The organism is Edaphobacter modestus, from assembly GCF_004217555.1.
Lineage (GTDB): Bacteria > Acidobacteriota > Terriglobia > Terriglobales > Acidobacteriaceae > Edaphobacter > Edaphobacter modestus.
In genome coordinates this window covers 5,651,465-5,677,998 of sequence record NZ_SHKW01000001.1, presented here as the reverse complement: position 1 = coordinate 5,677,998, position 26,534 = coordinate 5,651,465, and the positions used below count along the sequence as shown (strand labels likewise).

The 26,534-nt window shown below is 60.3% G+C and carries 22 protein-coding genes; 13 read left to right on the top strand and 9 right to left on the bottom strand.

Annotation, left to right across the window (positions count from 1 at the left end; translation table 11 throughout):
- Positions 1-68: 68 nt before the first annotated feature.
- The 4 genes from BDD14_RS23945 (at position 69) to BDD14_RS23930 (ending at position 6,227) form a co-directional block, all read left to right on the top strand.
- Positions 69-1,073 (top strand): KpsF/GutQ family sugar-phosphate isomerase, encoded by a 1,005-nt coding sequence (locus BDD14_RS23945; RefSeq protein ID WP_130421888.1) that lies wholly within the window; start codon positions 69-71, stop codon positions 1,071-1,073.
- Positions 1,074-1,124: 51 nt separating this feature from the next.
- Entirely contained in the window at positions 1,125-1,577 is a 453-nt protein-coding gene (locus BDD14_RS23940) for a GNAT family N-acetyltransferase (RefSeq protein ID WP_130421886.1), read from the top strand.
- 219 nt (positions 1,578-1,796) lie between these two features.
- Entirely contained in the window at positions 1,797-3,605 is a 1,809-nt protein-coding gene (locus BDD14_RS23935; protein ID WP_130421884.1) for a proline--tRNA ligase, read from the top strand.
- Positions 3,606-3,617: 12 nt separating this feature from the next.
- Positions 3,618-6,227 (top strand): transglycosylase domain-containing protein, encoded by a 2,610-nt coding sequence (locus BDD14_RS23930; RefSeq protein ID WP_130421882.1) that lies wholly within the window; start codon positions 3,618-3,620, stop codon positions 6,225-6,227.
- A 56-nt stretch (positions 6,228-6,283) separates the two neighbouring features.
- Here BDD14_RS23930 and BDD14_RS23925 read toward each other — a convergent pair whose 3' ends face one another.
- From BDD14_RS23925 to BDD14_RS23905, 5 genes are all read right to left on the bottom strand, one after another.
- Entirely contained in the window at positions 6,284-7,108 is an 825-nt protein-coding gene (locus BDD14_RS23925; protein ID WP_130421880.1) for a CheR family methyltransferase, read from the bottom strand.
- Positions 7,095-8,309: a chemotaxis-specific protein-glutamate methyltransferase CheB gene (gene cheB, locus BDD14_RS23920; protein WP_130421878.1), complete on the bottom strand. Its 1,215-nt coding sequence runs from the start codon at positions 8,307-8,309 to the stop codon at positions 7,095-7,097. The genes BDD14_RS23925 and cheB overlap by 14 nt, the downstream gene beginning before the upstream one ends.
- A gap of 64 nt (positions 8,310-8,373) precedes the next feature.
- Positions 8,374-8,742, bottom strand: coding sequence for a response regulator (locus BDD14_RS23915; RefSeq protein ID WP_130421876.1), 369 nt, complete (start codon positions 8,740-8,742; stop codon positions 8,374-8,376).
- Positions 8,739-9,254, bottom strand: a complete 516-nt coding sequence (locus BDD14_RS23910; RefSeq protein WP_130421874.1) for a chemotaxis protein CheW — start codon at positions 9,252-9,254, stop codon at positions 8,739-8,741. Before BDD14_RS23910 ends, BDD14_RS23915 begins: the two co-directional genes overlap by 4 nt.
- The gene (locus tag BDD14_RS23905) at positions 9,251-11,401 is read right to left on the bottom strand and encodes a chemotaxis protein CheA (protein WP_130421872.1); all 2,151 of its coding nucleotides are present in this window, start codon (positions 11,399-11,401) and stop codon (positions 9,251-9,253) included. The genes BDD14_RS23910 and BDD14_RS23905 overlap by 4 nt, the downstream gene beginning before the upstream one ends.
- An 81-nt stretch (positions 11,402-11,482) precedes the next feature.
- Here BDD14_RS23905 and cdd point away from each other — a divergent pair, with 81 nt between their 5' ends.
- The 9 genes from cdd to BDD14_RS23860 all read left to right on the top strand — a co-directional run bounded on the left by cdd (position 11,483) and on the right by BDD14_RS23860 (position 21,537).
- Positions 11,483-11,917, top strand: coding sequence for a cytidine deaminase (gene cdd, locus BDD14_RS23900; protein ID WP_130421870.1), 435 nt, complete (start codon positions 11,483-11,485; stop codon positions 11,915-11,917).
- A 26-nt stretch (positions 11,918-11,943) separates the two neighbouring features.
- Positions 11,944-13,377: a thymidine phosphorylase gene (locus BDD14_RS23895; RefSeq protein WP_130421868.1), complete on the top strand. Its 1,434-nt coding sequence runs from the start codon at positions 11,944-11,946 to the stop codon at positions 13,375-13,377.
- Complete coding sequence (locus tag BDD14_RS23890; RefSeq protein WP_130421866.1) at positions 13,361-13,918, top strand: sugar O-acetyltransferase; 558 nt, start codon at positions 13,361-13,363, stop codon at positions 13,916-13,918. Before BDD14_RS23895 ends, BDD14_RS23890 begins: the two co-directional genes overlap by 17 nt.
- A 143-nt stretch (positions 13,919-14,061) precedes the next feature.
- Positions 14,062-15,372: a GGDEF domain-containing protein gene (locus BDD14_RS23885; RefSeq protein WP_130421864.1), complete on the top strand. Its 1,311-nt coding sequence runs from the start codon at positions 14,062-14,064 to the stop codon at positions 15,370-15,372.
- An 80-nt stretch (positions 15,373-15,452) separates the two neighbouring features.
- The gene (locus tag BDD14_RS23880) at positions 15,453-16,691 is read left to right on the top strand and encodes a NupC/NupG family nucleoside CNT transporter (protein ID WP_130421862.1); all 1,239 of its coding nucleotides are present in this window, start codon (positions 15,453-15,455) and stop codon (positions 16,689-16,691) included.
- A gap of 108 nt (positions 16,692-16,799) precedes the next feature.
- Complete coding sequence (locus BDD14_RS23875; protein WP_130421860.1) at positions 16,800-17,144, top strand: hypothetical protein; 345 nt, start codon at positions 16,800-16,802, stop codon at positions 17,142-17,144.
- A gap of 322 nt (positions 17,145-17,466) precedes the next feature.
- On the top strand, positions 17,467-18,819 hold the full coding sequence (locus BDD14_RS23870) for a Gfo/Idh/MocA family protein (protein WP_130421858.1): 1,353 nt from the start codon (positions 17,467-17,469) through the stop codon (positions 18,817-18,819).
- Positions 18,820-19,077: 258 nt separating this feature from the next.
- Positions 19,078-20,202: a Gfo/Idh/MocA family protein gene (locus tag BDD14_RS23865; RefSeq protein ID WP_130421856.1), complete on the top strand. Its 1,125-nt coding sequence runs from the start codon at positions 19,078-19,080 to the stop codon at positions 20,200-20,202.
- 6 nt (positions 20,203-20,208) lie between these two features.
- Entirely contained in the window at positions 20,209-21,537 is a 1,329-nt protein-coding gene (locus tag BDD14_RS23860) for an FG-GAP repeat domain-containing protein (RefSeq protein ID WP_130421854.1), read from the top strand.
- A gap of 250 nt (positions 21,538-21,787) precedes the next feature.
- Here the strand turns inward: BDD14_RS23860 and BDD14_RS23855 are convergent, their stop codons facing one another.
- From BDD14_RS23855 to BDD14_RS23840, 4 genes are all read right to left on the bottom strand, one after another.
- Positions 21,788-23,368: a hypothetical protein gene (locus BDD14_RS23855; RefSeq protein WP_207231814.1), complete on the bottom strand. Its 1,581-nt coding sequence runs from the start codon at positions 23,366-23,368 to the stop codon at positions 21,788-21,790.
- Complete coding sequence (locus BDD14_RS23850; protein ID WP_130421850.1) at positions 23,368-24,390, bottom strand: glycosyltransferase; 1,023 nt, start codon at positions 24,388-24,390, stop codon at positions 23,368-23,370. Before BDD14_RS23850 ends, BDD14_RS23855 begins: the two co-directional genes overlap by 1 nt.
- Positions 24,391-24,460: 70 nt before the next feature.
- Positions 24,461-25,174, bottom strand: coding sequence for a class I SAM-dependent methyltransferase (locus BDD14_RS23845; protein ID WP_130421848.1), 714 nt, complete (start codon positions 25,172-25,174; stop codon positions 24,461-24,463).
- A 172-nt stretch (positions 25,175-25,346) separates the two neighbouring features.
- The gene (locus tag BDD14_RS23840) at positions 25,347-26,348 is read right to left on the bottom strand and encodes a hypothetical protein (RefSeq protein WP_130421846.1); all 1,002 of its coding nucleotides are present in this window, start codon (positions 26,346-26,348) and stop codon (positions 25,347-25,349) included.
- Positions 26,349-26,534: the final 186 nt, after the last annotated feature.

The window sequence follows — 26,534 nt, the reverse complement described above, 5'->3', positions numbered from 1 at the left end:
AAAGCGCCGAAGGCCGGTCACAGGGGCGGTGAGGACCGGCTCTGCTAGCATCGGAAAGGTCCAGAACCATGTCAGATGTTCCCCTTACCTCCGCAGACCACACTCTTCCCTCGGAGTATGTACGGATTGAGGCCCGCGCCCTGCTGGAGCTATCGCTGCGGCTCGACGGACCGATGCTGCCAGCCTTCACGCAGGCGGCGGATCTGCTGCTGGGTGCGCTCGCCGGACAGAATCGCATCATCGTCACCGGGATTGGAAAGAGTGGCATCATCGCCCGCAAAATAGCAGCAACGCTGCGTTCCACCGGAAGCCCGGCGAACTATCTTCACCCGGCCGAGGCCGTTCACGGTGATCTCGGCATGCTCTCCCATGGAGACACCGTCATCGCTCTTTCCGCCAGCGGCGAGACCGAAGAGCTGTTGCGGCTGCTTCCGCTGCTGAAGCGGCTGGCCGACAAGCTGATTACGTTCTCGGGGAATCTCTCCTCGACCCTTGCCGCAGCCAGCGACGTAGCCCTGGACACGAGCGTCTCCGCAGAGGCCTGCCCGCACAACCTCGCGCCAACCGCCTCCACCACCGTGATGCTTGCACTCGGCGACGCGCTCGCGCTAGAGGTAAGCCGCCGCCGTGGATGGAAGGCGGAAGACTTCGCAGACCTGCATCCGGGAGGGCGGCTGGGCAAGCGTCTGGCCCGCGTTGCCGAGCTGATGCACTCCGGCGATGCCCTGCCTCGCGTGCTCGCATCGACGCCGATGCCCCAAGTGATCTATGAGATGTCGCGGAGAAAGCTGGGCATGACGACGGTGTTGAACGAGAAGGGAGACCTGCTGGGGATGATCTCCGATGGAGATCTGCGACGCCTTCTGGAGCGGGACGGCGGCCGGGCGTTGGAGCACACGGCCGGCGAGATCATGAACCCGCATCCCGTCACCATCGACGCGGAAGCGTTCGCCTCTTCGGCGCTGGCGCTGATGGAGGAGAAGAAGATCACCTCTCTGATCGTCACGGCTCCGTCTGGCAGGGCAGAGGGTGTTCTCCACCTGCATGATCTCTGGACGCTCGAGTTGATCTGAGGATTTTGAAAACCTTGATCTGGGGATCCTGAAAACCTTATGGATGAGCGGATGGATCTGTCGATGCCGGTCACCCCGGGCCTTCTCTGCGATGGCGACCTCGCACTGGACCTGCTTCGCTTCGAAGCTCACCCCGCGCACCTGGTGCCTACCTATCAGTTTCGAATGGTTCATCGCGAGACGCATGAGGTGTTGGGAAACATCCGGCTGAGTCTTGGATCGACGCCCCACATTGAGCAGTACGCCGGCCACATCGGGTATGGGGTTCTGCCCGAGCACCGTGGACACCATTACGCTGCCCGGGCAGTTCGGCTGCTGCTTCCCCTTGCGCACCAGATCGGGATGGACGCGCTGTGGATTACGTGCGATCCGGAGAATCTGGCGTCACGCCGAACACTCGAGCTCGCCGGAGCGGAGTTTATCGAGATCGTCGATGTGCCTGAAACCTGCGTCATCTATCGCAAGGGGCATCCGCGAAAATGCCGCTACCGACTGCTTGCCTGATTCTTCGAGCGCCAAACCGGCAAAGTCCAGATAAACCCCCGCAGCGAATCTGCTTTTGGCGATTCCTGGCTCGCATCAAACATTCTTCAACTCAGTTCCCGCGACAGAAAGAGATGGAACGGTCTACAAATCGCCTGCTTTCTGTAATTAGCGACCGTGGACGGTAAAATAACGGAATACATCAGGAGAGAATCCTGATCGGAAGGTTATCTAGAACGCATGCAACGCTGGTCTCAGCTCTTTATCCCCACCCTTCGTGAAGCCCCTGCCGACGCAGAGGTCGCCAGCCACAAGCTGCTTCTCCGTGCCGGATACATTCGTCAGCTTGGTGCGGGTATCTATAGTTATCTCTTCCTCGGCAACCGATCGATCAACAAGATCGTTGCGATCGTGCGGGAGGAGATGGACAGGATCGGCCAGGAGTTTCTGCTGCCTGCGCTGAACCCTCGCGAGATCTGGGAGGAGTCGGGACGCTGGACCGTGATGGGCGACAACATGTTCCGCCTGAAGGATCGCAAGGGAGCCGACCTGTGCCTGGGTATGACGCACGAAGAGGTGATGACCTCCATCGCGCGGAACGAGCTGCGCAGCTATAAGCAGCTGCCGCAGATCTGGTATCAGATCCAGACCAAATTCCGGGATGAACCACGCCCCAAGTCGGGTCTGCTGCGCGTGCGCCAGTTCATCATGAAAGACGCCTATTCGTTCGATATCGACGAGGCGGGACTGGACGAGAGCTATACCAAACACGACAAGGCATATCGCGCCATCTTCTCGCGCTGCGGACTCGAGTTTGTCGCTGTTGAAGCGGACTCGGGCGCCATGGGAGGCTCAGCCTCGCAGGAGTTCATGGTGTACACCGACGCTGGCGAAGACCTGATCGCCAGCTCAGCCTCGGGGTATGCAGCGAATCTTGAGAAGGCCACCAGCCGTCTCGAACCCGTGGAGGATCTCGACCCTATCGGCGATGGACAGCCCGAACTGGTACATACTCCAGGCCAGCGGACTATCGAGGAGGTTGGAGCCTTCCTGAAGGTTCAACCTCAGTGCCAGATGAAGACGATGGCCTATATGGCAGCTTTGCCCGAGGCAGATCACGCGAAGCTGGGTGCGCTGCGTCCTGTCGTGGTCTTCCTTCGCGGAGATCACACGCTCAACGAGACGAAGCTCTCCAGCCTGGCAGGCGGTGAGTTGCGTCCCATGACGCTGGAAGAGATCGTCGAAGTCTTCAAGGCTCCTGCGGGATATCTGGGCCCGATTGGAGTTGAGGCAGCACCCCATCCGAAGAAGCCGGGGACACTGGTGATTCTCGATAAAGCACTCGAGGGCCGCACGAACCTGATCGCCGGTGCAAACAAGGAGGAGTATCACCTTCGCAATGTGACTCCGATGCGCGACTTCAAGCCGACGCTGGTTGCTGACATGCGCAATGTGATCGAAGGCGAAGGCTGCCCTATCGACGGCTCCCCGCTCCGCATCGGTAAGGCGGTGGAGATCGGACACATCTTCAAGCTTGGCTACAAGTATTCGAAATCGATGGGCGCTTCGGTGCTCAATCGCGACGGCAAAGAAGTTACCCCGATCATGGGAAGCTACGGCATCGGCATCGAGCGGATTCTTACCGCCGCCATCGAGAGCTCTGCCGCAGCCAATGACGGTGCGGCCTTTGCCCTGCATCCCGCCATCGCACCCTTTCAGGTGGTGGTAACCATCACCAATACGGCCGACGCCAACCTTCAGGCCGCCGGAGAAAAGGTCGCCGCCGATCTTAGCGGGGCGGGTCTCGACGTCCTGCTGGACGACCGCGACGAGCGTGCCGGGGTGAAGTTCAAGGACGCCGACCTCATCGGCATCCCCTACCGAATCAACATCGGACGCGGAGTTGCGGAAGGAAAGGTCGAGCTGGTCGACCGCCTCAATCGGCATACGCAAGAGATTGCACTTGATCAGGTCGTCCCCACGGTCACCGATCAGATAACATCCGCCAAACAACCCCTGCTCCCCGCTTCTGGCGTCAAAACGTCTTAAAGAAAGTGCCCTTTGCCAGTCAAACTCAAATACGGCAGCAATAAATCGAGCAGCAAGCAAGCAAGCATCGTGGACCGGCTCCACCTCGACAACCGTTTCGTACGGTATGCTCTGGTCGCGATGCTTGGTTGCTTCGTTGTCCTTCTCGGCGTACTCGGCTTCTATTACTTCAAATACGAGCACATTGTGAACGATCGCCTGGCCAAAGGCCCGATGTTTGCAAGTGTGTCGCAGATCTATGCTGCCCCGCGCGAGATTCGCGACGGCCAGAAGCTTTCCGTTTCTTCGATCGCCGCCGACCTCCGCCGGGCCGGTTACAACAACAATCCGCAGCTCGGCACCTTTCAGCAGAATGGCGACAGCCTCTTCATCAAACCCGGCCCGGAGAGCTACCACACCCCCGATGGCGCCACTATTTATGCACCAGGCGGCATCGTCGACAAGATCACCGCCGAGAACGGCGCCGCACTAAGTGCCTATGAGCTTGAGCCGCAGCTGATTACCGCACTTTCCGAAGAGAACAGCCGCACCAAACGGCGCATGGTCACCTATAAGGACATTCCGCCGGAGATGGTTAAGGCCATTACCTCAATCGAAGATCGCAACTTCTTCGAGCACAGCGGCGTGAACTTTCTGCGGATCGCGAAATGCGGCGTCGAGGACCTGACCAGCGGGCGCAAGCGTTGCGGCGGCTCCACCATCACCATGCAGCTGGCGCGAGGCTTCTTTCTCTCTCCCGAGAAGCGGCTGAAGCGCAAATTCATCGAGATTCTGATTACCTTCCAGCTCGAGTCCCGCTTCTCCAAGCAACAGATCTTCGAGATGTACGCCAACCAGATGAACCTGGGTCACCGTGGCAGCTACGACATTAACGGGCTGGGTGAGGCATCCCAGGCCTTCTTTGGAAAAGATCTCAAGCAGCTGGACACGGCTGAGTGCGCCCTTCTCGCAGGCATGTACCAGAGCCCAAGCCGTCTGAATCCGTATCGCCACCCGGAGCGCGCCATCGCCCGGCGCAATGTGGTGCTTGACTCCATGGTGGAGACGGGCGCGATCTCCGCAAGCGCTGCAACGCGGGCCAAGGCTGAGCCGCTGCGTCTTACTACCGCCGATGTGGACGCCAGCGAGGCACCTTACTTTGTAGACCTGGTACATGACCAGCTAGTGCAACGTATCAGCGATCAGGACCTCGCACACCAGAGCCTTCGCATCTATACCTCGCTCGATCCGGATCTTCAGCACGCAGCCTCCGATGCCGTTGAGATCGGGATGAAAAACGTCGATGAGATCATCCGCAAACGAAATGCAAAGAGCACAGCGCCGTTTACCTACCCGCAGGTGGCCCTGGTTGCGCTGAATCCCCACACCGGCCAGATCCTGGCCCTGGTTGGTGGCCGCAACTACTCCGCCTCCCAGCTCGATCATGCGATTTCAAAGCGGCCCACTGGTTCGATCTTCAAGCCTTTTGTCTACGCCGCGGCTTATAACTCCAGCCTCAATGGAACCTCGCTCGGCGAGTCGGGAGTCTTCACCGCCGCCACGCATCTCAACGACACTCCGACGACCTTTACCTTCGACCACGGACGCCAAACCTACAGTCCTAACAACTTCAAGGGAGACTTCCGCGGTGACGTCATCGCCGCGTACGCCCTTGCCCACTCTCTGAACAATGCGACGATCTCGCTCGGCCAGCAGATCGGCTTTGAGAATGTCGCTGCTCTCGCCCGATCGGCAGGCATCGCCGCTGCACGTGGCACTCCATCCGTTTCGCTCGGCGCCTATGCCGCAACCCCCATCGACATGGCTGGCGCCTATACGGTCTTCGCAAATGGGGGGGTTCGCCTGAAGCCATGGATGTTAGCCTCGGTTCGCAATACCAGTGGCGATATCGTCTCCGACTACTCGCCTGAAGCGAAACAGGTGATGGATCCGCGAGCCGCCTACCTGACGCAGTCCCTCCTCGAAGCCACAATGAACTACGGCTCGGCGGCCGTAGTCCGAGGGCGTGGGTTCAGCGCGCCGGGCGCCGGCAAAACAGGAACCAGCCACGACGCATGGTTCGCCGGCTACACCTCGAACCTCATATGCATCGTCTGGGTCGGAAACGACGACTACACCGATGTAAAGATCCAGGGCGCCGATGCTGCCGCGCCGATCTGGGCAGAGTTCATGAAGCGGGCAATCAAGCTGCCGCAATACTCTGACGTCAAGTCATTTTCTCCTCCAGACGGCGTAAGCATTGCCAAGATAGATAGCGACACCGGCCTGCTGGCCGACGTCTCTTGCTCGACCCACACGATGAATGTAGCCTTCCTCGATGGAACGGCTCCCACGGCCAGTTGCTCGCAGATGAATGAGAATCCCCAAAACTTCTTCCAGAAGCTCTTTGGGCTTGGCGGTCACGCAGCCCCGGTCTCACCCTACGCTCCACCAACGCCTTCCCCTGCAGGGACAGCGCCTCCGTCGTCTCCTACTTCCGCGCCCCCCGCCGGCAGCCCGGCCGCGCCGCAACCCGCCCAGCCGGAGCAGCCTAAGAAGAAGAAAAACATCTTCCAGAAGATCTTCGGCGGAGGCAACGACAAAGACAACAAGCAGCCGCAACCGGCGCAATCTCCCCAGTAGGGCTGTGGCCTGCGGCTTCCCAGGTGATGCGCTTATGGTTTGTCCTCTGGTTGAGACTAGTCAACCAGAGGCCGGTAGAAGAACGACTCCGCAGAGAACTCCGCCTCAAACAGGCTGGTTGACTCTTCGGCCTGCTCTGCATTTCCCAGCAACAGATATCCGTCCGGGGCTATCTGCCGATGCATCGTGGCAAAGACGTGGCTTCGATCTTCCTGCGAAAAGTAGAGGAGCACATTCCGCAGCAACACAAGATCGAAGGTCGGAAGCGGGGGCATCGGAGTGGTGAGGTTAAGCTGCTGAAACTCGCACAGATTCCGGAGATTCTGGCTCACCCCCCATTCCTCCTCGTCTCGAATAAGGTATTTCAGGAGCATGCGCGCCGGAAGGCCACGGTTCACCTCGAGTCTTCGATACCGTCCTCGCTGCGCATAGGCAACAACCCGCTGGGAGATATCGGTCCCCAGGATCTTCACGTCCCAGCGCTCGATATCCGGCACATGTTCGAGCAACAGCATCGCGAGGCTATAGGCCTCCTGCCCCGTCGAGCTTGCCGCGCTCCAGATCCGCAGCCTGCGCTCCTGCCTCCTTCGCTCCACCAGTTCAGGCAGGATGGCTCTGCGCAGCAGATCGAAGGTCTTCACATCGCGAAAGAAGCTGGTCTCGTTCACCGTCATCGCCTCTGCGACCGCCCGATGCAGATGCGCAGGACGATCCGTCTGCAGCAGCCGCACGAAGTCCTTGAGATTCGAGGCTCCGGCCATCTTCGCGATCGGGATAAGCTTCGCATCGAAGAGCGCATTTCGCGACGGATCGACCAGGTTGGCGGACTGTTTCAGTACAATCTCGCGCAGATACGCGTAGTCGGCTTCAGTACAGGCCATGCGCAACCTCCCGTCGCGAGCCAGGCACAGAAACTGTTCCCGGTGTCGCGCCGATCTCTCTCCGTCCCGCGCTGATTCTCTGGTTGACCTCACGGGCCATTCCGTCCAGAGGAAGCACGGCGGCGGCGATCCCGGACTCCGCAACCCTGCCCGGCATTCCCCAGACGGCCGATGAGGCTTCGTCCTGCGCCAGTACCACCCCGCCGCGATCGTGCACCGCGCGCGCGCCATCCAGGCCGTCCGATCCCATCCCCGTCAACACGACTGCCAGGGTCCCAGCACCGTACATCCGTGCCGCCGAAAGAAAGAGATAGTCAACCGCAGGACGGCAATGATGCAGCGGGTCGCGGTAATGCAGCCGTACCTGCCCGCTCGCTCCGCCCTTGTCCTGCAAACCGGCGCGAGGGGCGACCTCCATATGTGCATCGCCGGGCGCCAGCCATACTCCTCCCGGTTGCAGCGGTGCCCCGTGATAGGCCTCCGCGATTCTCAGGCCACAGCAGCGATCGAGCCGCTCGGCCAGGACATTCGTGAAGAGTTTGGGCATATGCTGCACGATCAGGATCGGAACAGGAAGGTCGACCGCCAACCGGGGCAACAGCTGCTCAAGAGCAGTAGGCCCTCCAGTGGAAACACCAATCACGAGGACCTCGATCGGTGTGCCAGCCGAAGCAACGCTCTCCCCTGGCCTCCCTGGGGTAGCGACACGCGGCAGCGCGGGCGGAACCTGCGCAGCGGATTCAGGGCGGTTTCTCTCCGCCGCAAAGGCAGCAATTCGCGGCAGCAGTTGTTCGGCCAGCGATGCGAGCGCGCTGGCAAGATCTCTCTGGCCGGCGGGTTTCATCACGTAGTCCGCCGCACCGCGCGCGAGCGCATCGAGCGTTGCGCGGGCACCCATCTCGGTATGCGAGCTGCACATGATGACCGGCAGCCTTGGCTTCGTATGGCGAAGGCGGTCCAGAACATCCAGACCATTCATACGCGGCATCTCGAGATCGAGCACAAGGACATCCGGGCTCAGCCTTGTGACCTCCTCGAGGCATTCCACACCGTCGCGAGAGAAGCCTACCAGCTCCATCTTCGGCAGCTCGCTTCGGCTGTCCTTCGCATGACGCTCAAACATCGTCCGCATAATGCCACGCATCACGGCAGAGTCATCCGCCGCAAGAATGCGCAAGGGCCGCGTCGCAAAGATACTCATCTTCCTCTGTCCTCTTCTTCGGCAACGAGCGGGTCTTTGTCATGGTTCGCGCCTGCGACGCGATTCAAGCAGCGAATCCCATCAGCATCATCTTTTCGCGCAGGCTCTCCGGGGTGAACGGCTTCATCAGAAACTCGTCGGCACCGTTGTCCAGAGCCTTCGAGATGAAGGAATTATCCGCCTCGGTCGTGACCATCATCACCTTCATCGCCGGATGCAGCTTGGCCTTGCGAAGCGCCTTGATACACTCCAACCCATTCATCACCGGCATATTCAGATCCAGCAGCATCAGATCGAAGTCCTTCTGGGCCTCCAGCACCGCAAGTGCGTCGCTGCCGTCCACGGCCTCCGCGCAGACCACGCCCATTCGATCGAGCAGGTGTCGAAGATACTCACGGATAAAGCTCGAATCATCCACAATCAACGCCTTCATAGGCTCTCACCCGTTCCTCCCTGCCGAAACAGTCCGGTCTCCGCCAGCCGCGAAGGACGCAATTTCTGGGGGTCCAGCTGCACCATCAGGCCGTTCTCCGTCTTATAGGCTCCATCGAAGAGCCATTTGCACTTCGCGTCCAGCGTGCAGGGATTCGCCTCGAGCATCTTGAGCTGAACCGTCACCACGCCTCCGACCGCATCGACCACCAGGCCAAATCTCTCGCGGCCTCCGTCGTCGTCCAGTACCAGAACGCAGCCTGGCTCGGCGTTGTCCGGTAGCCCCAGCAAGGCACGAAAGCTTACCGTCGTCAGCACGTCGCCGCGATAGGGAACCACGCCCGCAACGAATGGCGGAGCCATCGGAACCCGCTCCAGATCGCGCCGTCCCAGCACCTCGCGGATCTTACTCGTATCGATGCCGAAGCTATCGGCTCCCGCAAACATCGAGCATAGTGAAGCGCTTTCGGCCTCCTCCTGCATCTGCTCAGCATCCTGTCCGACGATCTTCATGCGACCTCCCTCCAGTTCTTCCCTGCCTCGGCGCCAAAGCCGCGAAAGATCGTTGTCAGCCGCTCCTTCACCAGCGCCAGATCCGTCTCCCCATTTGCTTCATCTTCCTCGAGCAGTGTTCCGTCGGAGACATCCAGAACGCGACGCACGACAATGCCCATCCGCCCGGACCTTGTCTGCGGATCCCCACAGATCAACACCGTCGCCGAGGCCTCCTCGTCCTTCAGCATCTCCATCTCGTCCAGAACGCGGCCGTCATCGCGAAGCTGCAGCAGTTCGCCGCGATATTGCAGCAGCGCACGCCCGTTCGCATACTCGATGCGGCTGAATGGAACGCTTTCGATCCGTTCGACCACGCCCAGCGGCAGCGCCGTCCTCTCCCGCGCCCGGTCTTCAAAGACGAGGAAGGACGCTTCATCCTGGTTGACGTCGACGACCTGCTCCTCGCGCTCTTCCAGAACCGGCTTCACCCCGGCACGAGCCGCCGTTGCTGCGATATCCAGAATCAGCGCCAGCGTTCCATTGCCCAATACGGTTGCCCCCGAGAACAGACCGATCTCGCGCAGCACCGCGGACAGCGGTTTGACCACAATCTCTTCCGGAGCAAGCAGGTCGTCCACGACCAGGCCATACCGGCAGCCCTCAGCCTCCAGCACCGCCATGTAGAATCCATGCGCTTCCGCCGTGCTCTTGAGTCCCAGGAGACGATCGAGCCATATCATGGGCAGCAGCCGCTCGCGCAGACGATAGACCTCGGACGCTCCCACTCGCTCCACCACCTGGGCTGCATCCCGCCCGGGAATATAGACGAGCTCCACAAGCGTCGTCTGCGGCAGGGCGAAGCTCTGACCTCCACTGCGCACCACCAGTGCCGGAACAATCGCAAGCGTCAGGGGAACCCGCAGACGCAGGGTCGTACCCACGCCGACCTTCGACTCCAGCTCGACGCTGCCTCCCACCTTCTCTACATTGGCGCGCACCACGTCCATGCCCACGCCGCGGCCGGACACCGTGGTCACTGCCGCCGCCGTCGAAAATCCCGGCAGGAAGATCAGCTGCAGCGCCTCGCGCTCCGTCATCTCCTTGGCCTGCTCCGGCGTAACCAGGCCACGTTCAACCGCCTTGGCCAGCACCCGCTCCATCGCAATGCCGGCGCCGTCGTCAGCCACTTCAATGACAACCGATCCACTCTGATGAAAAGCTCTCAGCCGAAGACAGCCCTCAGCCGACTTCCCTGCGAGCACGCGATCGGCCGGGGGCTCGATACCATGGTCCACCGCGTTGCGTACAGCGTGGGTCAGCGGGTCCTTGATGGCCTCCAGCAGGCTTTTATCGAGCCCCGTCTCCTGACCGGAAAACTCGATCCTCACATCCCGTCCGCAGGTTCGCGCAAGATCGCGGACCATTCTCGGGAATTTGCCGAAGAGATTTCCCACCGGCTGCATGCGCGCCTGCATTACCGTCTCGCGCAGGTCCGCCGTTACGCTGTCCAGTCGACGGGCAAGCTCCGGAAAATTGGTCGCCTCTACTCCGCTCTGCAGCATCTGGTTGCGGGTAAGAACCAGCTCGCCAACCAGGTTCATCATTCGGTTGAGGACCTCTACGTCGATCCTCAGCGTCTTGTCGCCGCTCGCCGATCCCCTGCTTTCCGTACTCGACGCTGCCTGCATCGCCTCCGGAAGAGCCGGCGTCGCGGTCTCCTCCGCCGCCTTGATCGACACCACAGGCGTTGCCTTCTCCTTCGACGGGGTTTTCGTCTCTTCGCCGTTCAGTTTGGCCAGCTCCGCGATCAACCCACTATCTTCGTCGGTGGTGCGGGTTCCCTCTCCGCCGGTCTCTTCGATCAGCGTGAGAATGGCGCGCAGCCCATCGAGAAGCCGCAGCAGACCGCTGATCAACTCTTCGGTCACGGCAAGCCGTCCCTCGCGCAGCGAGCCAAGCAGATACTCGCCGGCATGGGCCAGCTTCTCCAGCCGATTGAATCCCAGGAACCCTGTCGTTCCCTTGATCGTATGCACCGCGCGGAAGATCTCTCCCACGAGCTGCTGGCTATCCTGCGGTCGGGTCTCAAGCTCGGTCAGACACCGTTCCATGCGGTCCAGACCGTCCTGGCTTTCTGCGATGAATTCTTGGGTCAGGTCGTCCACATCTCTCTTATCGGGACTCGTGGACAAAGCATTAGCCCAGGATGACTTGTCAGCAATGTCGGTACCCGTTAACCTCTCCCCATGTCTCAAAACGAAGCATCGGCGGGCATCTCTTCCGCACAGAGAGACGATCTTCATCGGCGAGCACGTGCCGTCGCCGGCAACGCCTACGCCCCTTACAGCTCCTTCCGTGTCGGTGCCGCCGTTCTGCTAGAAGATGGCAGCATCGTAACCGGATGCAACGTCGAGAACGCCTCCTACCGGCTAACCACCTGCGCCGAGCAGACCGCTATCGCCTCAGCCGTCGCACTCCACGGACCTTCCATCCGCATCCGCGCCATCGTAATCGCCAATCTCAACGACACCGCCAGCCAGCCCTGCGGGGCATGCCGCCAGACCATCCACGAGTTCAGCACCCCCTCTACCGAAGTCTTCTTTCCCGCAGCCGACGGATCGCTCACTCGATCCACTATCGCCGACCTGCTGCCTCACGCCTTCCTCCTCAAGGACAATTGATTTCAGCCCGTACCTCAGCGAGAGCCATGAGCCACATCCACCCCATCGATGTCATCCTTCATAAACGCGACGGCCACGCACTCAGCGACGAAGAGATCCATGCCTTCATCCGAGCCATCGTGGACCGCACCCCCGAGAAGCATCTCGTCACCGACGCCCAGATCACCTCTTTCCTGATGGCGGTCTTCCTGCGCGGCCTCGACGCCCGCGAGCTCGCGACCCTCACCTCCGCCATGCGTTACTCCGGCGATACCTTCGATGCTGCGCCTCTCGATACGTTCACCATCGACAAGCACTCCACCGGCGGCGTCGGCGACAAGACCTCGCTGCTCATCGCCCCGATTCTCGCTGCTGCCGGCCTTGCGCATCCAACGGACGCCGGCGTTCCCGGCATCTGCGTCCCGATGATCAGCGGCCGATCCCTCGGTCACACGGGCGGCACTCTCGACAAGCTCGAAACCATTCCGGGCTTCAATACGCAGCTCGACCTGAAGCAGCTCGCCGAGACGCTTCGCGGCTCGGGCGCCGCGCTCATCGGCCAGACCCCGCGTATCGTTCCCGCCGACCGCATCCTCTATGCGCTGCGCGATCACACCGGCACCGTCGAATCCCCGTTCCTCATCACGGCCAGCATCATGAGCAAGAAGCTGGCTGAGTCCCTTAACGCGCTCGTTCTCGATGTGAAGGTTGGTTCCGGCGCTTTTATGCCGAGCTACGAGAAGTCGAAGTATCTCGCAGAGCTTATGGTGCAGACCGGCGAAGCCTCCGGCACCCGCACCGTGGCTCTTCTCACCGGCATGGACGAGCCCCTCGGCCGCTTCTCCGGCACCTGGGTCGAAGTGTGGGAGTGCGTGGACATCCTGCGAGGCAAACGCCATCCCATGTCGAAGGATCTCATCGAGCTCTCGAATATCCTCTCCGGCTGGATGCTGTACCTTGCAGGCCGGACTTCGACTCCCGAGGCCGGAGCACAACTTGCCGACCAGATCCTTCAGTCCGGCGATGCCTACAAGGCATGGCTGAAGATCGTCGAGGCGCAGGGTGGAGATACCTCTGTCTTCGAAGATCCCGCTTCGCACCATAAACCAAACGCCACCCTCGTCCTGAAAGCCGAACATGCGGGATATCTCTCTTCGATGGATTGCAAGCAGGCAGGCTGGGCGGTTCAGCGCCTGGGCGCCGGCCGCGCCAAGCCAGGCGATCCGGTCAGCGTGCACGCGGGGATCGAGTCGCACGTAAAACTCGGCGACCGCATCGAAGCAGGCCAGCCCCTCTTCACGCTCTTCAGCGAAGATGACGCACTGCTCGCCGAACCGGAACGCATGCTTCAGGAGACTGTTAGAATCGAGCCCGCCGCGCCAATAGCACAGCCGATTGTCCGTGAGATCGTCGCTTCGGCTACCACGTTCACCGCAACCCGATCGAACCTGGCAGGAGTCTCTGATGCCCTCGTCTCCTAAATCCGAGAAAGAGAAGATGATCTCCGGCGAGCTCTACAACGCCGAAGATCCGGTCCTCGTCGCCGACCGGTTGCATTCTGCCGCGCTCCTGCACAAATACAACGCAACGCCGCATCATCCAGCCACCCATCTGATTCAGTTGAAGGATCTCCTCGGCTCGGTCGGCGACCGCACCGAGATTCGCCCACCCTTTTTCGTGGACTACGGCTACAACATCCACGTCGGAAGCCGGGTCTTCCTGAACTTCAACTGCGTTCTCCTCGATGTCGCCCCGATCACCATCGGCGACCGAACCCAGATCGGCCCAGGGGTTCAGATCTACGCTGCCGATCATCCCCGCGACCCTTCCATTCGAAGGGCAAACCTCGAGAGCGGACGTCCTGTCCGGATTGGATCCAACGTCTGGATCGGAGGAGGAGCCATTCTCCTTCCGGGAGTTACCATCGGTGACGATGCGATCGTCGGAGCGGGTTCTATCGTCACCCGCGACGTTCCCGCAGGAGCGACAGTCGTCGGTAACCCCGCGCGGATCAAGCAATAGCAGTATTCTTTACACCCTCTGGACAATTCTTTTCACCGTTTCTGGTGCGATTTGACCGATAATCAGTTCTGAGAAGCAATTCCATCAGCAGGTTCACTGGGCCCCTCTTTGTAAAAAGAAGCCTGCACCAGAAAGCACACCTGATGAACTACGCTTTTCTTCCCGATCTCCTGGCTTTGACGATCCTCATCGTCATCCTGCTGTTGCTTCGCCGCGACCATGCGCAACGACAGACGAATCTCTGGCTCCTCGGACTGTTTTTTACCCTGATCGAGTCGAGCGCACACATCTTTTACGGTCCCAACGGACCGCCCGGCACCACCCTTCACACGATCGTGATCGTCTGCTACCTGCTGGCCGGTCTCGTCTTCGTGTGGGCCTCCGGGAATTATGAGATCACAGACAGGAAGAGCTTCCTCTTTCTCCTGATCAACTCCGTCCCGTTGCTCGCGCTCTGCGCCACCTATGGCCTGCACCTCTTCTCGAAGACCGCCTTCCTGCCATGGATCGCACTCGGGCTCATCCTCGGCGTGGCCACCTCGCTCTATCTTCGCCGTAGCCTGATCACGGCCCTGGTGCTCGCCATAGGATGGCTTGGGATGGGTTTGCTTGCCTCCGATGGCAGATACCGCCAGGTGGTCTACTGGTGCCTGGGCGTCGTCTATGCCGTTGCCACGGTGAACTTCTACCGTAAGCTGCCGCGTAACAGCACAGGCCGCCTCGCCATTATTACCGGCTTCTCCATCTGGGCGTTCTTCTTCTTTCTGCACCCCTTCATCGTTACTTACCGCACCTATGCCGACATCGCATCGCACATCTGGAACATGCAGAAGTCCCTCATCTCCATCGGTATGATCCTGGTCATGCTGGAAGAGCAGGTCTCCAATAACCGTTGGCTCGCCCTGCACGACGAGCTCACGGGGCTGGCCAACCGGCGGTCGTTCGAAGATCGCCTTTCCATCGCGCTCGATCGTTGCCGCCGCGCACGTTCTACGCTTGCCCTCTTCATGCTCGACCTCGACGGCTTCAAGCAGATCAACGACACACATGGACACCATGCCGGCGATCAGCTCCTGCGCCACGTTGCCGGCAATCTGCGCGAGCACGTCGGACATATCGATTCCATCGCACGAGTCGGCGGCGACGAGTTCACCCTGCTGGCCTGCGACCCCAGCCTCGTCCGATCCGTCGAACAGCTACGCGATGCCATTCGCGAGGCCACCGAGCTGCCTTTCTTCTTCGACGGCCACAAACTGAGCGTTACTGCCTCTATCGGTATCGCTCTCTACCCCGACGATGCGGACGACGCCACCCGCCTGCTTCGCATCGCCGATCTGCGCATGTACTCGCTCAAACAAGAGCGGACGCCTTTGCGGCATATCCGGCTCGACAGCGTCCCCTCGCTCACCGCCAGCGGACGGTTTCGCAGCAGGACAGCCTCAGGACGCTTCTAAAAGCTGCTGGTTCTCCCCTCCCCCGAACCGTTACACTCATCCCACACGATCCTTGCGACACTTGTAGGAGAGCCAACTCTTTGCATCGATTTACGGGACTTCTAGGCCTCATCGTCTTTCTCGGGCTCGCCTACGCCTTCTCCACCAACCGCCGCGCCATCCGCTGGCGCACCGTCGCGTGGGGACTCGGTCTGCAGATCGTCTTCGCCTTCCTCGTCATCAAGTGGACCTACGGCCAGACGATTCTCCATGCGGCCAGCAACGCCGTTACCTCCCTGCTGTCCCATGCCGTCGACGGATCCGCCATGGTCTTCGGCCCGCTCGGAACGCCCGGCCACCCCTTTGCCGTCTTCGCCTTCGCCGTCCTTCCCACCATCATCTTCATCTCCGCGTTTTTCGCCCTGCTGTACCACATCGGCTTCATGCAGCAGGTCATTCGCCTCGTCGCCTGGGTCATGCAGCGCACCATGGGCACCAGCGGAGCCGAATCCACCAACGTCGCCGCCTCCATCTTCATGGGACAGACCGAGGCCCCTCTTACCATCCGGCCCTTCCTCGACGGAGCCACCCGCTCGGAGCTGATGACCATCATGACCTCCGGCATGGCCCACGTCTCCGGAGGAATCATGGCTGCCTACATCAGCTTCGGCATCAACGCGCAGGACCTTCTCTCCGCCGTCATCATGACCGCCCCGGGGACCATTCTCGTCGCCAAGATGCTCGTCCCCGAGACCGAACAGCCCGCCACCGCCGGTACGGTGCGGATGCCGCCCAGCGAAGAGCACAAGAACGACAACTTCATCGCCGCCATCGCCCGCGGCACCATCGACGGCGGCAAGCTTGCCTTCAACGTCGCCATCATGCTGATCAGCTTTCTCGCCCTCGTCGGCCTGTTCAACGCGATCATGCTCGCCACCTCAAACTTTTTGTGGGCTCGTGGTCATATTCCCTTCCCCCACTCGCTCAACGCAGTCCTTGGTGTCGTCGGCGCGCCCGTCGCCTGGCTCATCGGCATCCCCTGGCGCGAGGCTCCCGCCATCGGCAACCTGCTTGGCACCCGCGCCGTGCTCAATGAGTTTGTCGCCTACACGCAGCTAGGCCTGCAGAAGTCTCAGCTCTCGCCGCGCACCTTCTCCATCGCCACCTTCGCGCTCTGCGGCTTCGCGAACATCGGCTCCATCGGGATGCAGATCGGCGGCATCGGAGCCCTCGTTCCCAATCGCCGCAACGATCTCGCACAGCTCGGTCTGCGCGCCATGCTCGCCGGAACCATGGCAAATCTCCTATCTGCGTCCATTGTCTCGATGCTTATTCGCTGAAGGCGAGGCAACCTTATCTCGACAACAACATTTTGATGGAACTGCGCGTTTACCTCTCTGAACGCTTCGCCGAGCACGCCAGGCGAAAGCGTGCAGTGAGGGCCCACTATGAAATCTCCCCATGTCGCAGCTTTCTTCCTCGCCGTTCCGTTGCTCTTCTCGGCCGGCTGCGCCTCTCCCCATCGTTACGCCTATATGCCGCCGCCCCCTCCCCAGCCGCCGTACAGCAGCGTTCCGCCGCTCATCGAACAGGCCAGCCGCGAGGGCTTTCGCATCGGCTCCGATGCCGGCCTGCGTGATGCCTATCGTGGCGCAGGCTATCAACCCAGGCGCGATCGCGCCTTTCACGACACTCCGGGATACGATCCGGCGTTCGGCCCCTATGGCCCCTATCGAGATGCCTTCCGTAACGCATATCTGCAGGGCTATGATCGCGGCTTCTATCGCAGGTAGGCAACTTAACAGCCGGGACAGGCTGCTCCACGCACACCCTTCTCTCCGTCCCGGACGAACGACCCCTCAACCTCAGGGGGCTTTGTCCGAGGACATAATCGGAGGGCATAAAATGTCGTATCTTCCATTTCGGAAAGGCTTCCTCTCTGCCGCTCACCTGCGAGACCAGCAGCGGAGTTGAGTCAACGTTTTCAAAACAGAGAATGAACACGTACAGGATGCGGATCTTGTATCGCCTCAACCTTTACAGCAGCCCGGAAATCCCCTACCCTTCCTCTCGCAAGCTAAATCGGTTTTTACCTCTTTGAAACGAGACGCAAGCATGAGCCTTAACCGCAGAACCTTCCTCAAGGTCGGCAGCCTCGCCGCAGCAGCCACCAGTCTCAAAGTCCTGGCCGAGCCTGGACAGGCCCCCGCACCGAAGTCCCCCAACGACACGATTCAACTCGCCCTCATCGGCGCCGGCATTCAGGGACAGTCCGATATGCGGCATGCCCTTCAGGTATCCGGCGTAAAGCTCGTCGCGGTTGCCGACTGCTACGACGGCCGACTCACCCATTGCAAGGAGCTCTGGGGCACCGGCACTGCCAATAACGTAGACCTCTTCACAACGCGCGACTACCGTGAGATTCTCGCCCGCCCCGACGTCGATGCCGTTCTCATCGCCACCCCCGACCATTGGCACAAACAGGCCGCAGTCGATGCGATGAAGGCAGGCAAAGACGTCTACCTCGAGAAACCCATGATCCACGTCTACCCCGACGGCCCCGAGATCATCTCCACCGCACGCTCCACCAATCGCATTCTTCAGGTCGGAAGCCAGCGCGTCAGCTCCGTCGCATATGCCAAGGCCAAAGAACTGCTTGCCTCTGGTGCCATCGGCGAGCTCAACATGGTCAGCGCCCGCTGGGATCGCAACTCGTCCTTAGGCGCATGGAACTACTCCGTTCCCCTGGACGCCAGCCCCGAGACCTGCGACTGGCCCCGCTTTCTCGGCTCCGCGCCCAAGGTTCCCTGGAACGCGGAACGCTTCTTCCAGTGGCGCAAGTGGAGCGATTACGGCTCCGGCGTCGCCGGCGATCTCTTCGTCCATCTCTTCAGCGGCACACACTTCATCACCGGCTCGCACGGCCCCACGCGAGCCCTGGCCACCGGTGGCCTTCGCTTTTGGAAGGACGGTCGGGACGCCCCCGATGTCCTGCTCGCCCTCTTCGACTACCCTCAGGGATTTAACCTGAGCCTTCGCGTAAATTTTGTAAACGGAGGGGAGGAAAGCGAAGGCTTCCTCTTCTCCGGCTCCGAAGGCACCATGGAGATCGCCGGACAGACCGTCACCGTCATACGTGCTCCCCGCGAGAAGGAACCGGGCTTCACCATCTCCACCTTCTCCACCGAGATGCAGAAACAGTTCCTTGAAAAGTATCTCCAGAAGTACCCCGACACCCCTCCGGAGGCCTCAACCTACACAGCCATCGAGAAGTTCTCCGCGCCGCATGGCTACTCCGACAACGTCGACCACTTCCGCAACTTCTTCTCTTCGGTCCGCACCCGCAAGCAGCCCGTAGAGGACGCGACCTTCGGCTTCCGCGCAGCCGGGGCCGCCCTGCTTAGCAATCTAAGCCTCGACCGCGGCCAGGCTGTTAAATGGAACCCCGAAACCATGAAGATTGTTTGAGGGTTGCACACCCCGGGAACATCTCCAATGGATCATGCATCTGGACCCATATACGATGAAGCATCGCACGAGGATGAAGTACCGAGACGAAAACGAAGTATCAGGATGAACACGAAGTATCAGGATGAAATTAAGTATAGAAATCAAACGAAGTGTCATCCTGAGCAAAGCCTCTCGCGGTTCTATCGCGAGAGGCGCAGTCGAAGGATCTGCGGTCTGCTTTTTCGCTGCAATCCTTCTCCAACCGTCATGAGGCTTATGAGAAAACTCTCCGTCATTGCTACTCTCTGTGCTCTCGCCGCTACTGTCCCGGCCTATGCGCAAACCGCTTCCGCATCCTCCACGCAGCCCATCCGCGTGGTCATCGTCGGTCTCGTTCATGGACACGTGAAGGGCTTCCTCACTGCCTTGCCGAAGAATTCCGCCGCCCAGCTCGTCGGCATCGTTGAGCCCAACACCACCCTCGCGCATCAGTACGCTACCCAGTACCACCTCGATCCATCGCTCTTCTCCACCGACCTCGAAAGCACGCTCACAACCAAACATCCTGATGCGGTGCTCGTCTACACGACGATTCAGGATCACCGTCGGGTCATCGAGGCAGCGGCGCGCCACAACATCAGCTCCATGGTTGAAAAGCCTCTCTCCACCACCATGGAAGACGCCCTCGCTATCCGCCGCGCCGCCCGCGAGCATCACGTCAACGTACTCGTCAACTACGAGACCACCTGGTACACCTCCAACACCGAGGCCATCCACCAGGCCGAGGCCGGCAAGCTCGGAACTCTTCGCAAGGTCGTCGTCCACGACGGACACGAAGGTCCCAAGGAGATCGGCGTCGGTCCCGAGTGGCTTCCCTGGCTCACCGACCCGGTACAGAATGGAGCCGGAGCCCTGTTCGACTTCGGCTGCTACGGCGCCGATCTGATGACCGTGCTCATGCATGGCAAGGCTCCGGAATCGGTCACGGCCGTCGCCCAGACCGATAAGCCTGGGACGTATCCGCATGTCGACGATGATGCCACCGTCATCCTTCACTACCCGGGCACCCAAACTGTTCTGATGCCCTCCTGGAACTGGCCCTTTTCGCGCAAGGATATGGAGGTCTACGGAGCCACCGGCTATGTAATCACCGTCGGACCCGATGGCCTTCGCACCCGCTACAAGGGCGAGAAGACTGAATCGCAGGCGACCGCTCCGCCATTACCTGCCGACCAGCACGACTCCCTGGCCTACCTTGCTGCTGTCCTTCATGGACAGGTTAAGCCGCAGGGAGATCTCTCTTCCCTCGATACCAACCTCGTCGTCATGCAGATTCTCGACGCCGCCCGCACCTCGGCCCAGACAGGCCGCACCGTTCAGCTGAAACCGCTTACTCAATAAATCGCCATGAAAACTCTTCTCAAGCTCTCTGCTCTCGTCCTCCTTGCCGGAGGTTCCGCGCTCGCGCAGGATCCCTCTCACGCAACCGAGTTCCGCAAACCCACCCCCGGCCCCGGCCCCGACGGTAAGCCACAGCCGACCTTTCTTCCCCATCGTCTCGGTACCGATCACGCGGAAGGCATCTCGCTGCTCGACATGAACGGCGACGGCTTCACCGACATCCTCAGCGGCGCCTACTGGTATCAAAATCCCGGCACGAATGGAGGCGACTGGACGCGCCATCAGTTCCGCACGGTAGGCACACATGAAGAGTTCGTCTCCGACTGCGGCGAGTGGATCGTCGACGTCAACCACGACGGTCTTCCCGACGTCGTCACGACCGGCTGGATCTCCAACGGCCTCTGGTGGTATCAGAACCCCGGCAAGTCAGCCGATGGCAAGATGTGGGAGAAGCACCTGATCACTGATTCCTACGACACTGAAGGCGGAGCCTTCGGTGACATCAATGGCGATGGCAAGCCTGACGTTGCCCTCGCTCACTACAACCACTCTGGCATCCTCTGGGCTGATTTCTCCGGTCCTCAGCCCCGCGTCCACCACGTCGGTACTAAAGAGCATGACGGCCACGGCATTGGCATCGCCGACATCGATGGCGACGGCAAGGCTGACCTGCTGACACCCTACGGCTGGTTCAAAAACATCGATGCCGACAACGACAAGTGGGAGTGGCATCAGGACTGGCACCTCGGCGATACCGGCTTCCCCATCGTCGCCTATGACGTCAACCACGACGGCAAGACAGATATCATCGTCGGCCAGGGCCATAGCTACGGCCTCTACTGGCTCGAACAGGGCGGCACACCGGCGCATCGCACCTGGAACCGCCACACCATCGACGAGTCTTTCTCACAGTCTCATGCTCTTCTGCTTGCAGACCTCGAGAGCAACGGCTCTACCTACCTGATCACCGGCAAGCGCTATCGCGGTCACAACGGCAACGATCCCGGCTCCTACGATCCGCTTGTCATCTACGCCTACCGCATTCAGCCCGCAACCGGCTCCAAGGACGAGGGCAACGCAACCTTCACTCGAATTCCCATCTCACTTGGCGGCACAGCGGGCGTAGGTACCCAGATTCTTGCGGCTGATCTCGATCACGACGGCGACCTCGACCTGGCTGTAGCCGGTAAAAGCGGCGTCCACTTCATTGAAAACCTGACGATCAACAAAGTCCCCAAGGCTACTCGGGAAGCACAGCAGTGGCCGCTGGACCGCCAATGGCCCTTCCCCGGCGAAGGCCAGGAGGTTCCACAGGAGAACGGCCCCAAACCTTAGGCGATTCATCCAGCACAGACGCGGAGTTCTTTCTTACAGACGCCTCGGAAAAAAGTGCGTCCTTACGAAGAACTCCGCGTCTGTCTTTCTGGAGGCGGCCCATCCGGTCGGCGGCCACCGCATCAACGAGCACTTCTCCATCGGCGTCCCCTGACGCTCTCGATACCGCCACAAAGCTCGCGCTGGAAAAGCTGCAGAGCGCTACGCCCCCTTCATCGCACTGACGAAATCTCGCCCGCAACAGTACTCCCTAAGGAGTACGAAAGTAGACGTCAAACGATGCCGGCCCTGCCGAATCGCGCCGATAGTGCGACCATGCCTCCACGAACCGTGAGTCCTCGAGAAACCACGAAAGCGTGTTGAAGGACTTGCCTTCGATAGCCTGACATTCATGCTCCCGGTCGCAGTGTTCGACCATCACCACCGACGGCTGAAAACGATTCAGGTCTTCTGCGACCTCGGTACGCTGAATTGATGAGATCGCTGCGAGCCTCTCCGGACCCAATCGCTTGAACGGCCTGCCCGCTTCCGGCAGCCCATGTTCATTCTGCACGATGGCAGGCACAAACCAGAGACAAGGAAAGCGCGCGCCCCAGTTCCATCTCAGATCGAGGACATCGGCCATCCAGCCCACCGTGGTGGAGAAGACAAAGACGGTGCGAGTCCCCTTCCGCTCCTCCAGAAAACGATAGACCTCCGAGCGTTGCAGCGGCGCTCGGGCCAACTGCCGTGGAAAGAATCCGAACCCCGCAAGCAACACCGCAGCCAGGCAAGCGTATGCGACGGGCCTTCCTACGGTTCGCCCCTCCCAGCGGCGAAGAAAGGGTTGGGAGATATTCAGAACCAACAGGACCGCCGCAAGAATAAGAAAAGAGCTGGATGGATAACGATGATACGGCCAGCCCGTGCGTTGCAGGGCGTAAGCCAGCATTGATCCGACGCTGCACGCCGCAAACGTTGCCACAGCCAAAGACAGCGGGTGCGAGTGCAGCAAAAAGACACTCACCCCAAAGAGCGCACACGCGACCAGCAGCCGCATCTTCATCGCGAAGAGAAGCCCCGCCACCGACGCCGTTCCATAAGCCCAGTAGGTATCCAGAAGCAGAGGAACAATCTCCTTCGTATACCGCGGCGTCACCACTCTCACCGCCACAAGGTAGACGACGCCGCTCACCATCAGCGTAAGCACCTCGGGACTGATCAGCCGCCGCAGCGTGCGGCGATTCACAAGCAGCACCATCTCCGCTGCGACCAACGCCAGCGCATGTTGCGGCTTGAAGCAGATGGCCATACCGGCCGCCAGACCGAGCGCACAGCGCTCTGCTCGCGAAAGCCCATCGACCGCTCCTGTACTCACCGCAAACAGATAAGGAAGCGTGAGAATCACGAAGAGGTGTTCTCTCTGCCCGAAGTTGCTGGGAACAATTCGCAGCCCCACATACAGGATGCCAAGACCGACCAGAGCACGGAGCGTCGTCTCCGCCATCCATGCAACGTGCCGCAGAATCCTAAGGCACCATGTAGTACTCCCCAGCAGCAGCACCAGGACAATCAGCCGCAGGCACAGTGTCTCTGAAAGTGGAAGCACGCGCGAAAGCAGCACCGGCAGCATGGAAAACCACACGATCATCGGTGGGTTGGTGTCCGACACGTACGGCCCATAAAGCTGCGCACCGTTCAGAACACGTTCTGCTGCGAACAGATACCACGCCTGATCGTGGCCGGAATACGTCACGTACAGCAAGGCCGCCTGATGAAACACAAGCAGCAAGGAGCAGGAGACCACGAACAGCGTAAGCGGAGAAGCTGAGGCCAGAATCCTCCTGTGCATCAAGCCAGCCTTTCCTTAAGCGGTTGCAGCGTAGGCTCGAGTACAGCAAACCTCTCCTTCACCGGGCTCAGGATCTGCTGCCGATAATCCACAAAGCACTTGTAATCGGCCAGGGGAACAATCAGCCGCTGCACACGGCTGTTCAGCAACATCAGAATCGACGAAAGCGTCACGCTCAGCACCTGCACCAGCAGAATCACCATCCCGAACGAGACCGTGGTCGCCCATCCCGGAGTGGCAAATCGCGGAAAGAACAAGCGCAGTGAGAGAACAATCGTGATGGAGACACCGCTGATGCTCGCAAGCACCAGCGTCAGGAAAAGCAGCCTTACGAAGATTGTTTCGGCGTAGACAGAGATACTGCTGAATCCGTGAACCACCAGCGAGGTAAGATTCATCTTCGACTGGCCCGCATAGCGCCGTGCGCGATCGACAGGAAGAGCCTGGATGGGAAGCCTCGATCGCAGAACTGCCGCCGGCAGGTTGTTCCACAGATCGGATACGCGAACCAGTCGCCTTACGTAGCTTCGAGAGAAGAGCGAGAAATTCCCGAAGGCGATCTGCCGTCCGGTCAACAGGCGGAACGCGCACTTATACACCACATAGGACAGCCTGAAGGTGAGGTTCTCCGACCGGCGGCGGCGTTGCGCGACAACGCAGAAGTCCCTTCGGTTCCCTGCCATCTCCAGCAGGCGGCCGATCGCCTGCGGGGAATCCTCTCCATCTGCATCCATCACCAGCACAGCATCGAAATCGTCATCCTCGGCGACCGTGGCAAGTCCAATGGCAATCGCTCGCTGATGCCCGACATTCGAGTAAAGGTGAATAATCTCCACCGCCTCCAGATTTCTCAGCTGGGCCACGTTGCTCAGTTCCTCGGGGTATTGGGTCGATCCATCATCGATCGCGCTGATCAACATACGAACGGGAAGAGTCCCGGCGACCTCGTCGAGTTCGCGGAGCAGGATGTTGAACGAGGTCCAGTCGTTGTACACCGGTACGATCAGCCGCAGTCTTTCCATGGCTGCCTCTCATCAAACTGATTTACCCATGTGGGGACCCGTGTTTGAATTCGATGCAATCTGGCCGCATTTACGCTGCAGCTCTGCGCCATATTCCAACAATCGACTTGCCAACCGCATATCGCAGAACCGGATCGACAACCTGAGAGGCTGGGATAATCCATCTGTCCCAGACACCAATCTGGCTGCGGGTAGGCATCGACTGCCGCAAAAACAACTGGTTCGCTGCGGAAGCGACAATCCCACAGGCATCCAGGTAGAACATCTCTTCAAGAGCCAGCCCCAGCGGCGAAACCCGTTTCAATGAAGCACGATCGTAGCGACGAAAGTGTCCGATGGACGAATCGAACGGCGTGTACAGCCACTGATGCGCCGGCGAAAGAACGATGATCCTTCCGCCCGGGCGAAGGCGAAGCGCAGCCTCTCTCATCTCGGCCGCATCGTCTTCGATGTGCTCGAGAACGTCGATATAGACGATCGTGTCGAAGTTCTCTTCTCTGTCGAGAGTCTCGAGGGTACCGCAAACACTCAAGAATCGTCCGTTGTGCCCCTTGCCCTTCAAGCTCTCTTGCAGTTGAGAGGCCAGGCCAGGATCCGGCTCCAGGCAAACCCAACGGCCCGTCGTACGGCGGCACATCAGCTCCGTATTCGAGCCGATCCCAGCGCCCACTTCCAGAACATCACCGGAGAGAAAGGATTGTATGCGGCCAGACCAGTAGGCCTTCCAATTTCTTGCTTCCGCGAACAGATCCAGTTCTGACCCGACATAGTGAAATTCACCCATGCGCCGGTTCCCCCGAAACTTTTTTCGTGGCCCGCGTTCGAGGCTAGCCTAGCAGATTGACGTGAAAACTCTTCAGTCGATTCCGACCGAGAGGCAATCCTTGTCCTGAGCCGTGACTGAATTCGTGGAATTCTCAATTGCTCTCTCTCTCGGCGCGGGATCCCACTCAAGCTCACTCTGGCGCTTTTTTGCTCTTCCCGTCTTCTATCCCGAGCGCCTTCCCGGTGCTGGAAGCGGCGCCACCCAAAGCCTTCACCACATTCTTATAGCTCTTCGTCAATGCATTGCCGGTATTGTGCTGCGCCTTCTCGATCGCCCTGCCAGTACTGCTGTTTGCAAGCACCAGAGCCGTATCCGTGCTGTGGCCTCCTGTCGCAATACCGTTCACGGCGGAGTTGCCACCGTAGATCGCCGCCTGCGCCGGTCGCTTTGCCGGGTTCGCCCACGCAACGTCTGACTCGGGCAGTCGTTCCAGCCGGACGATTCTGTCTTCCGGAAAGTCGCTGCGCCTCATCTTATCTGCCAGCGACCACCGCGGAGACGCCACCCAGATCGCATCATCGGCCGGCCTCGACAGCTCACCCAGGTTAACGACCTCGCCCGCCTTCATCCGGTCCATATCCTCGCAACGGTCGCCCCCGCAGCCATGGCTGCACAGCTCTTCACTCAGGAACGAGGCATGTTTTCCTGGCGAGATCCAGACGGTGGCGCCTTCATCCTCCGCCTCGACCGTCGGGGCCCGAGCAATCTGGCTGGCGTCGCACACCGTTTCCTCGTGCGCGGCCGTATACCAGTACAACGCCCTCCACCTCGGCGTTCCGCCATCGGGGCTCTCACGGCGCACCAGCACCGCAATATGTTCTGCATCGAGTGCGTGCCCCATCCGTCCGCAATCCTGCCGCCACAGGTGGTAGAAGTGCAGCTCCACCTCCTCTTGCTGGCCGCGGTACGGAGACGCCTGCCCATAGATCGTCCCATCGTCTCCAACCACCGTAGGGATCATTATTCCCGCGGTAAACTGCGCCGGCCTCACCGAGCAGTCCTCTTTGCCGATCATCCATCGCGGCTGGAACTGTTTAAGAAGCTCAGCCTCTAGCGGATCGCTCAGCCCGTCGCGATCGCTGTCCGGCAAAGCCCCAGGCTTCACCATCTGAGCCGCGGCCAGTGTTGCCATGCATCCTAGAACTCCTGCCACCACCATGCGGCCCATGGGTCATTGTTCTCCCCCGATCGCTCGCAAGTCCAATCCGGAATCTGCTTGTGGCGTGTCAAGCCCTCTCCGTCGGAAAATCTCCCTGCAGCCCCACCTAACTCCCAGTCATTGCGTCCTTTGCACTCAAGGAAATTTAGCTCGCAAATG

What these genes read in the sequence shown, in the direction of transcription:
- BDD14_RS23915 (WP_130421876.1), bottom strand. Translation starts at nt 8,742, where the DNA reads ATGAAGGCGTTGATTGTGGATGATTCGAGCTTTATCCGTGAGTATCTT.
- BDD14_RS23875 (WP_130421860.1), top strand. Translation starts at nt 16,800, where the DNA reads ATGAAATCTCCCCATGTCGCAGCTTTCTTCCTCGCCGTTCCGTTGCTC.
- BDD14_RS23940 (WP_130421886.1), top strand. Translation starts at nt 1,125, where the DNA reads ATGGATCTGTCGATGCCGGTCACCCCGGGCCTTCTCTGCGATGGCGAC.
- BDD14_RS23840 (WP_130421846.1), bottom strand. Translation starts at nt 26,348, where the DNA reads ATGGCAACACTGGCCGCGGCTCAGATGGTGAAGCCTGGGGCTTTGCCG.
- cdd (WP_130421870.1), top strand. Translation starts at nt 11,483, where the DNA reads ATGTCTCAAAACGAAGCATCGGCGGGCATCTCTTCCGCACAGAGAGAC.
- BDD14_RS23885 (WP_130421864.1), top strand. Translation starts at nt 14,062, where the DNA reads ATGAACTACGCTTTTCTTCCCGATCTCCTGGCTTTGACGATCCTCATC.
- BDD14_RS23925 (WP_130421880.1), bottom strand. Translation starts at nt 7,108, where the DNA reads ATGGCCTGTACTGAAGCCGACTACGCGTATCTGCGCGAGATTGTACTG.
- BDD14_RS23845 (WP_130421848.1), bottom strand. Translation starts at nt 25,174, where the DNA reads ATGGGTGAATTTCACTATGTCGGGTCAGAACTGGATCTGTTCGCGGAA.
- BDD14_RS23870 (WP_130421858.1), top strand. Translation starts at nt 17,467, where the DNA reads ATGAGCCTTAACCGCAGAACCTTCCTCAAGGTCGGCAGCCTCGCCGCA.
- BDD14_RS23935 (WP_130421884.1), top strand. Translation starts at nt 1,797, where the DNA reads ATGCAACGCTGGTCTCAGCTCTTTATCCCCACCCTTCGTGAAGCCCCT.
- BDD14_RS23860 (WP_130421854.1), top strand. Translation starts at nt 20,209, where the DNA reads ATGAAAACTCTTCTCAAGCTCTCTGCTCTCGTCCTCCTTGCCGGAGGT.
- BDD14_RS23850 (WP_130421850.1), bottom strand. Translation starts at nt 24,390, where the DNA reads ATGGAAAGACTGCGGCTGATCGTACCGGTGTACAACGACTGGACCTCG.
- BDD14_RS23895 (WP_130421868.1), top strand. Translation starts at nt 11,944, where the DNA reads ATGAGCCACATCCACCCCATCGATGTCATCCTTCATAAACGCGACGGC.
- BDD14_RS23910 (WP_130421874.1), bottom strand. Translation starts at nt 9,254, where the DNA reads ATGAAGATCGTCGGACAGGATGCTGAGCAGATGCAGGAGGAGGCCGAA.
- BDD14_RS23890 (WP_130421866.1), top strand. Translation starts at nt 13,361, where the DNA reads ATGCCCTCGTCTCCTAAATCCGAGAAAGAGAAGATGATCTCCGGCGAG.
- BDD14_RS23855 (WP_207231814.1), bottom strand. Translation starts at nt 23,368, where the DNA reads ATGCACAGGAGGATTCTGGCCTCAGCTTCTCCGCTTACGCTGTTCGTG.
- cheB (WP_130421878.1), bottom strand. Translation starts at nt 8,309, where the DNA reads ATGAGTATCTTTGCGACGCGGCCCTTGCGCATTCTTGCGGCGGATGAC.
- BDD14_RS23945 (WP_130421888.1), top strand. Translation starts at nt 69, where the DNA reads ATGTCAGATGTTCCCCTTACCTCCGCAGACCACACTCTTCCCTCGGAG.
- BDD14_RS23865 (WP_130421856.1), top strand. Translation starts at nt 19,078, where the DNA reads ATGAGAAAACTCTCCGTCATTGCTACTCTCTGTGCTCTCGCCGCTACT.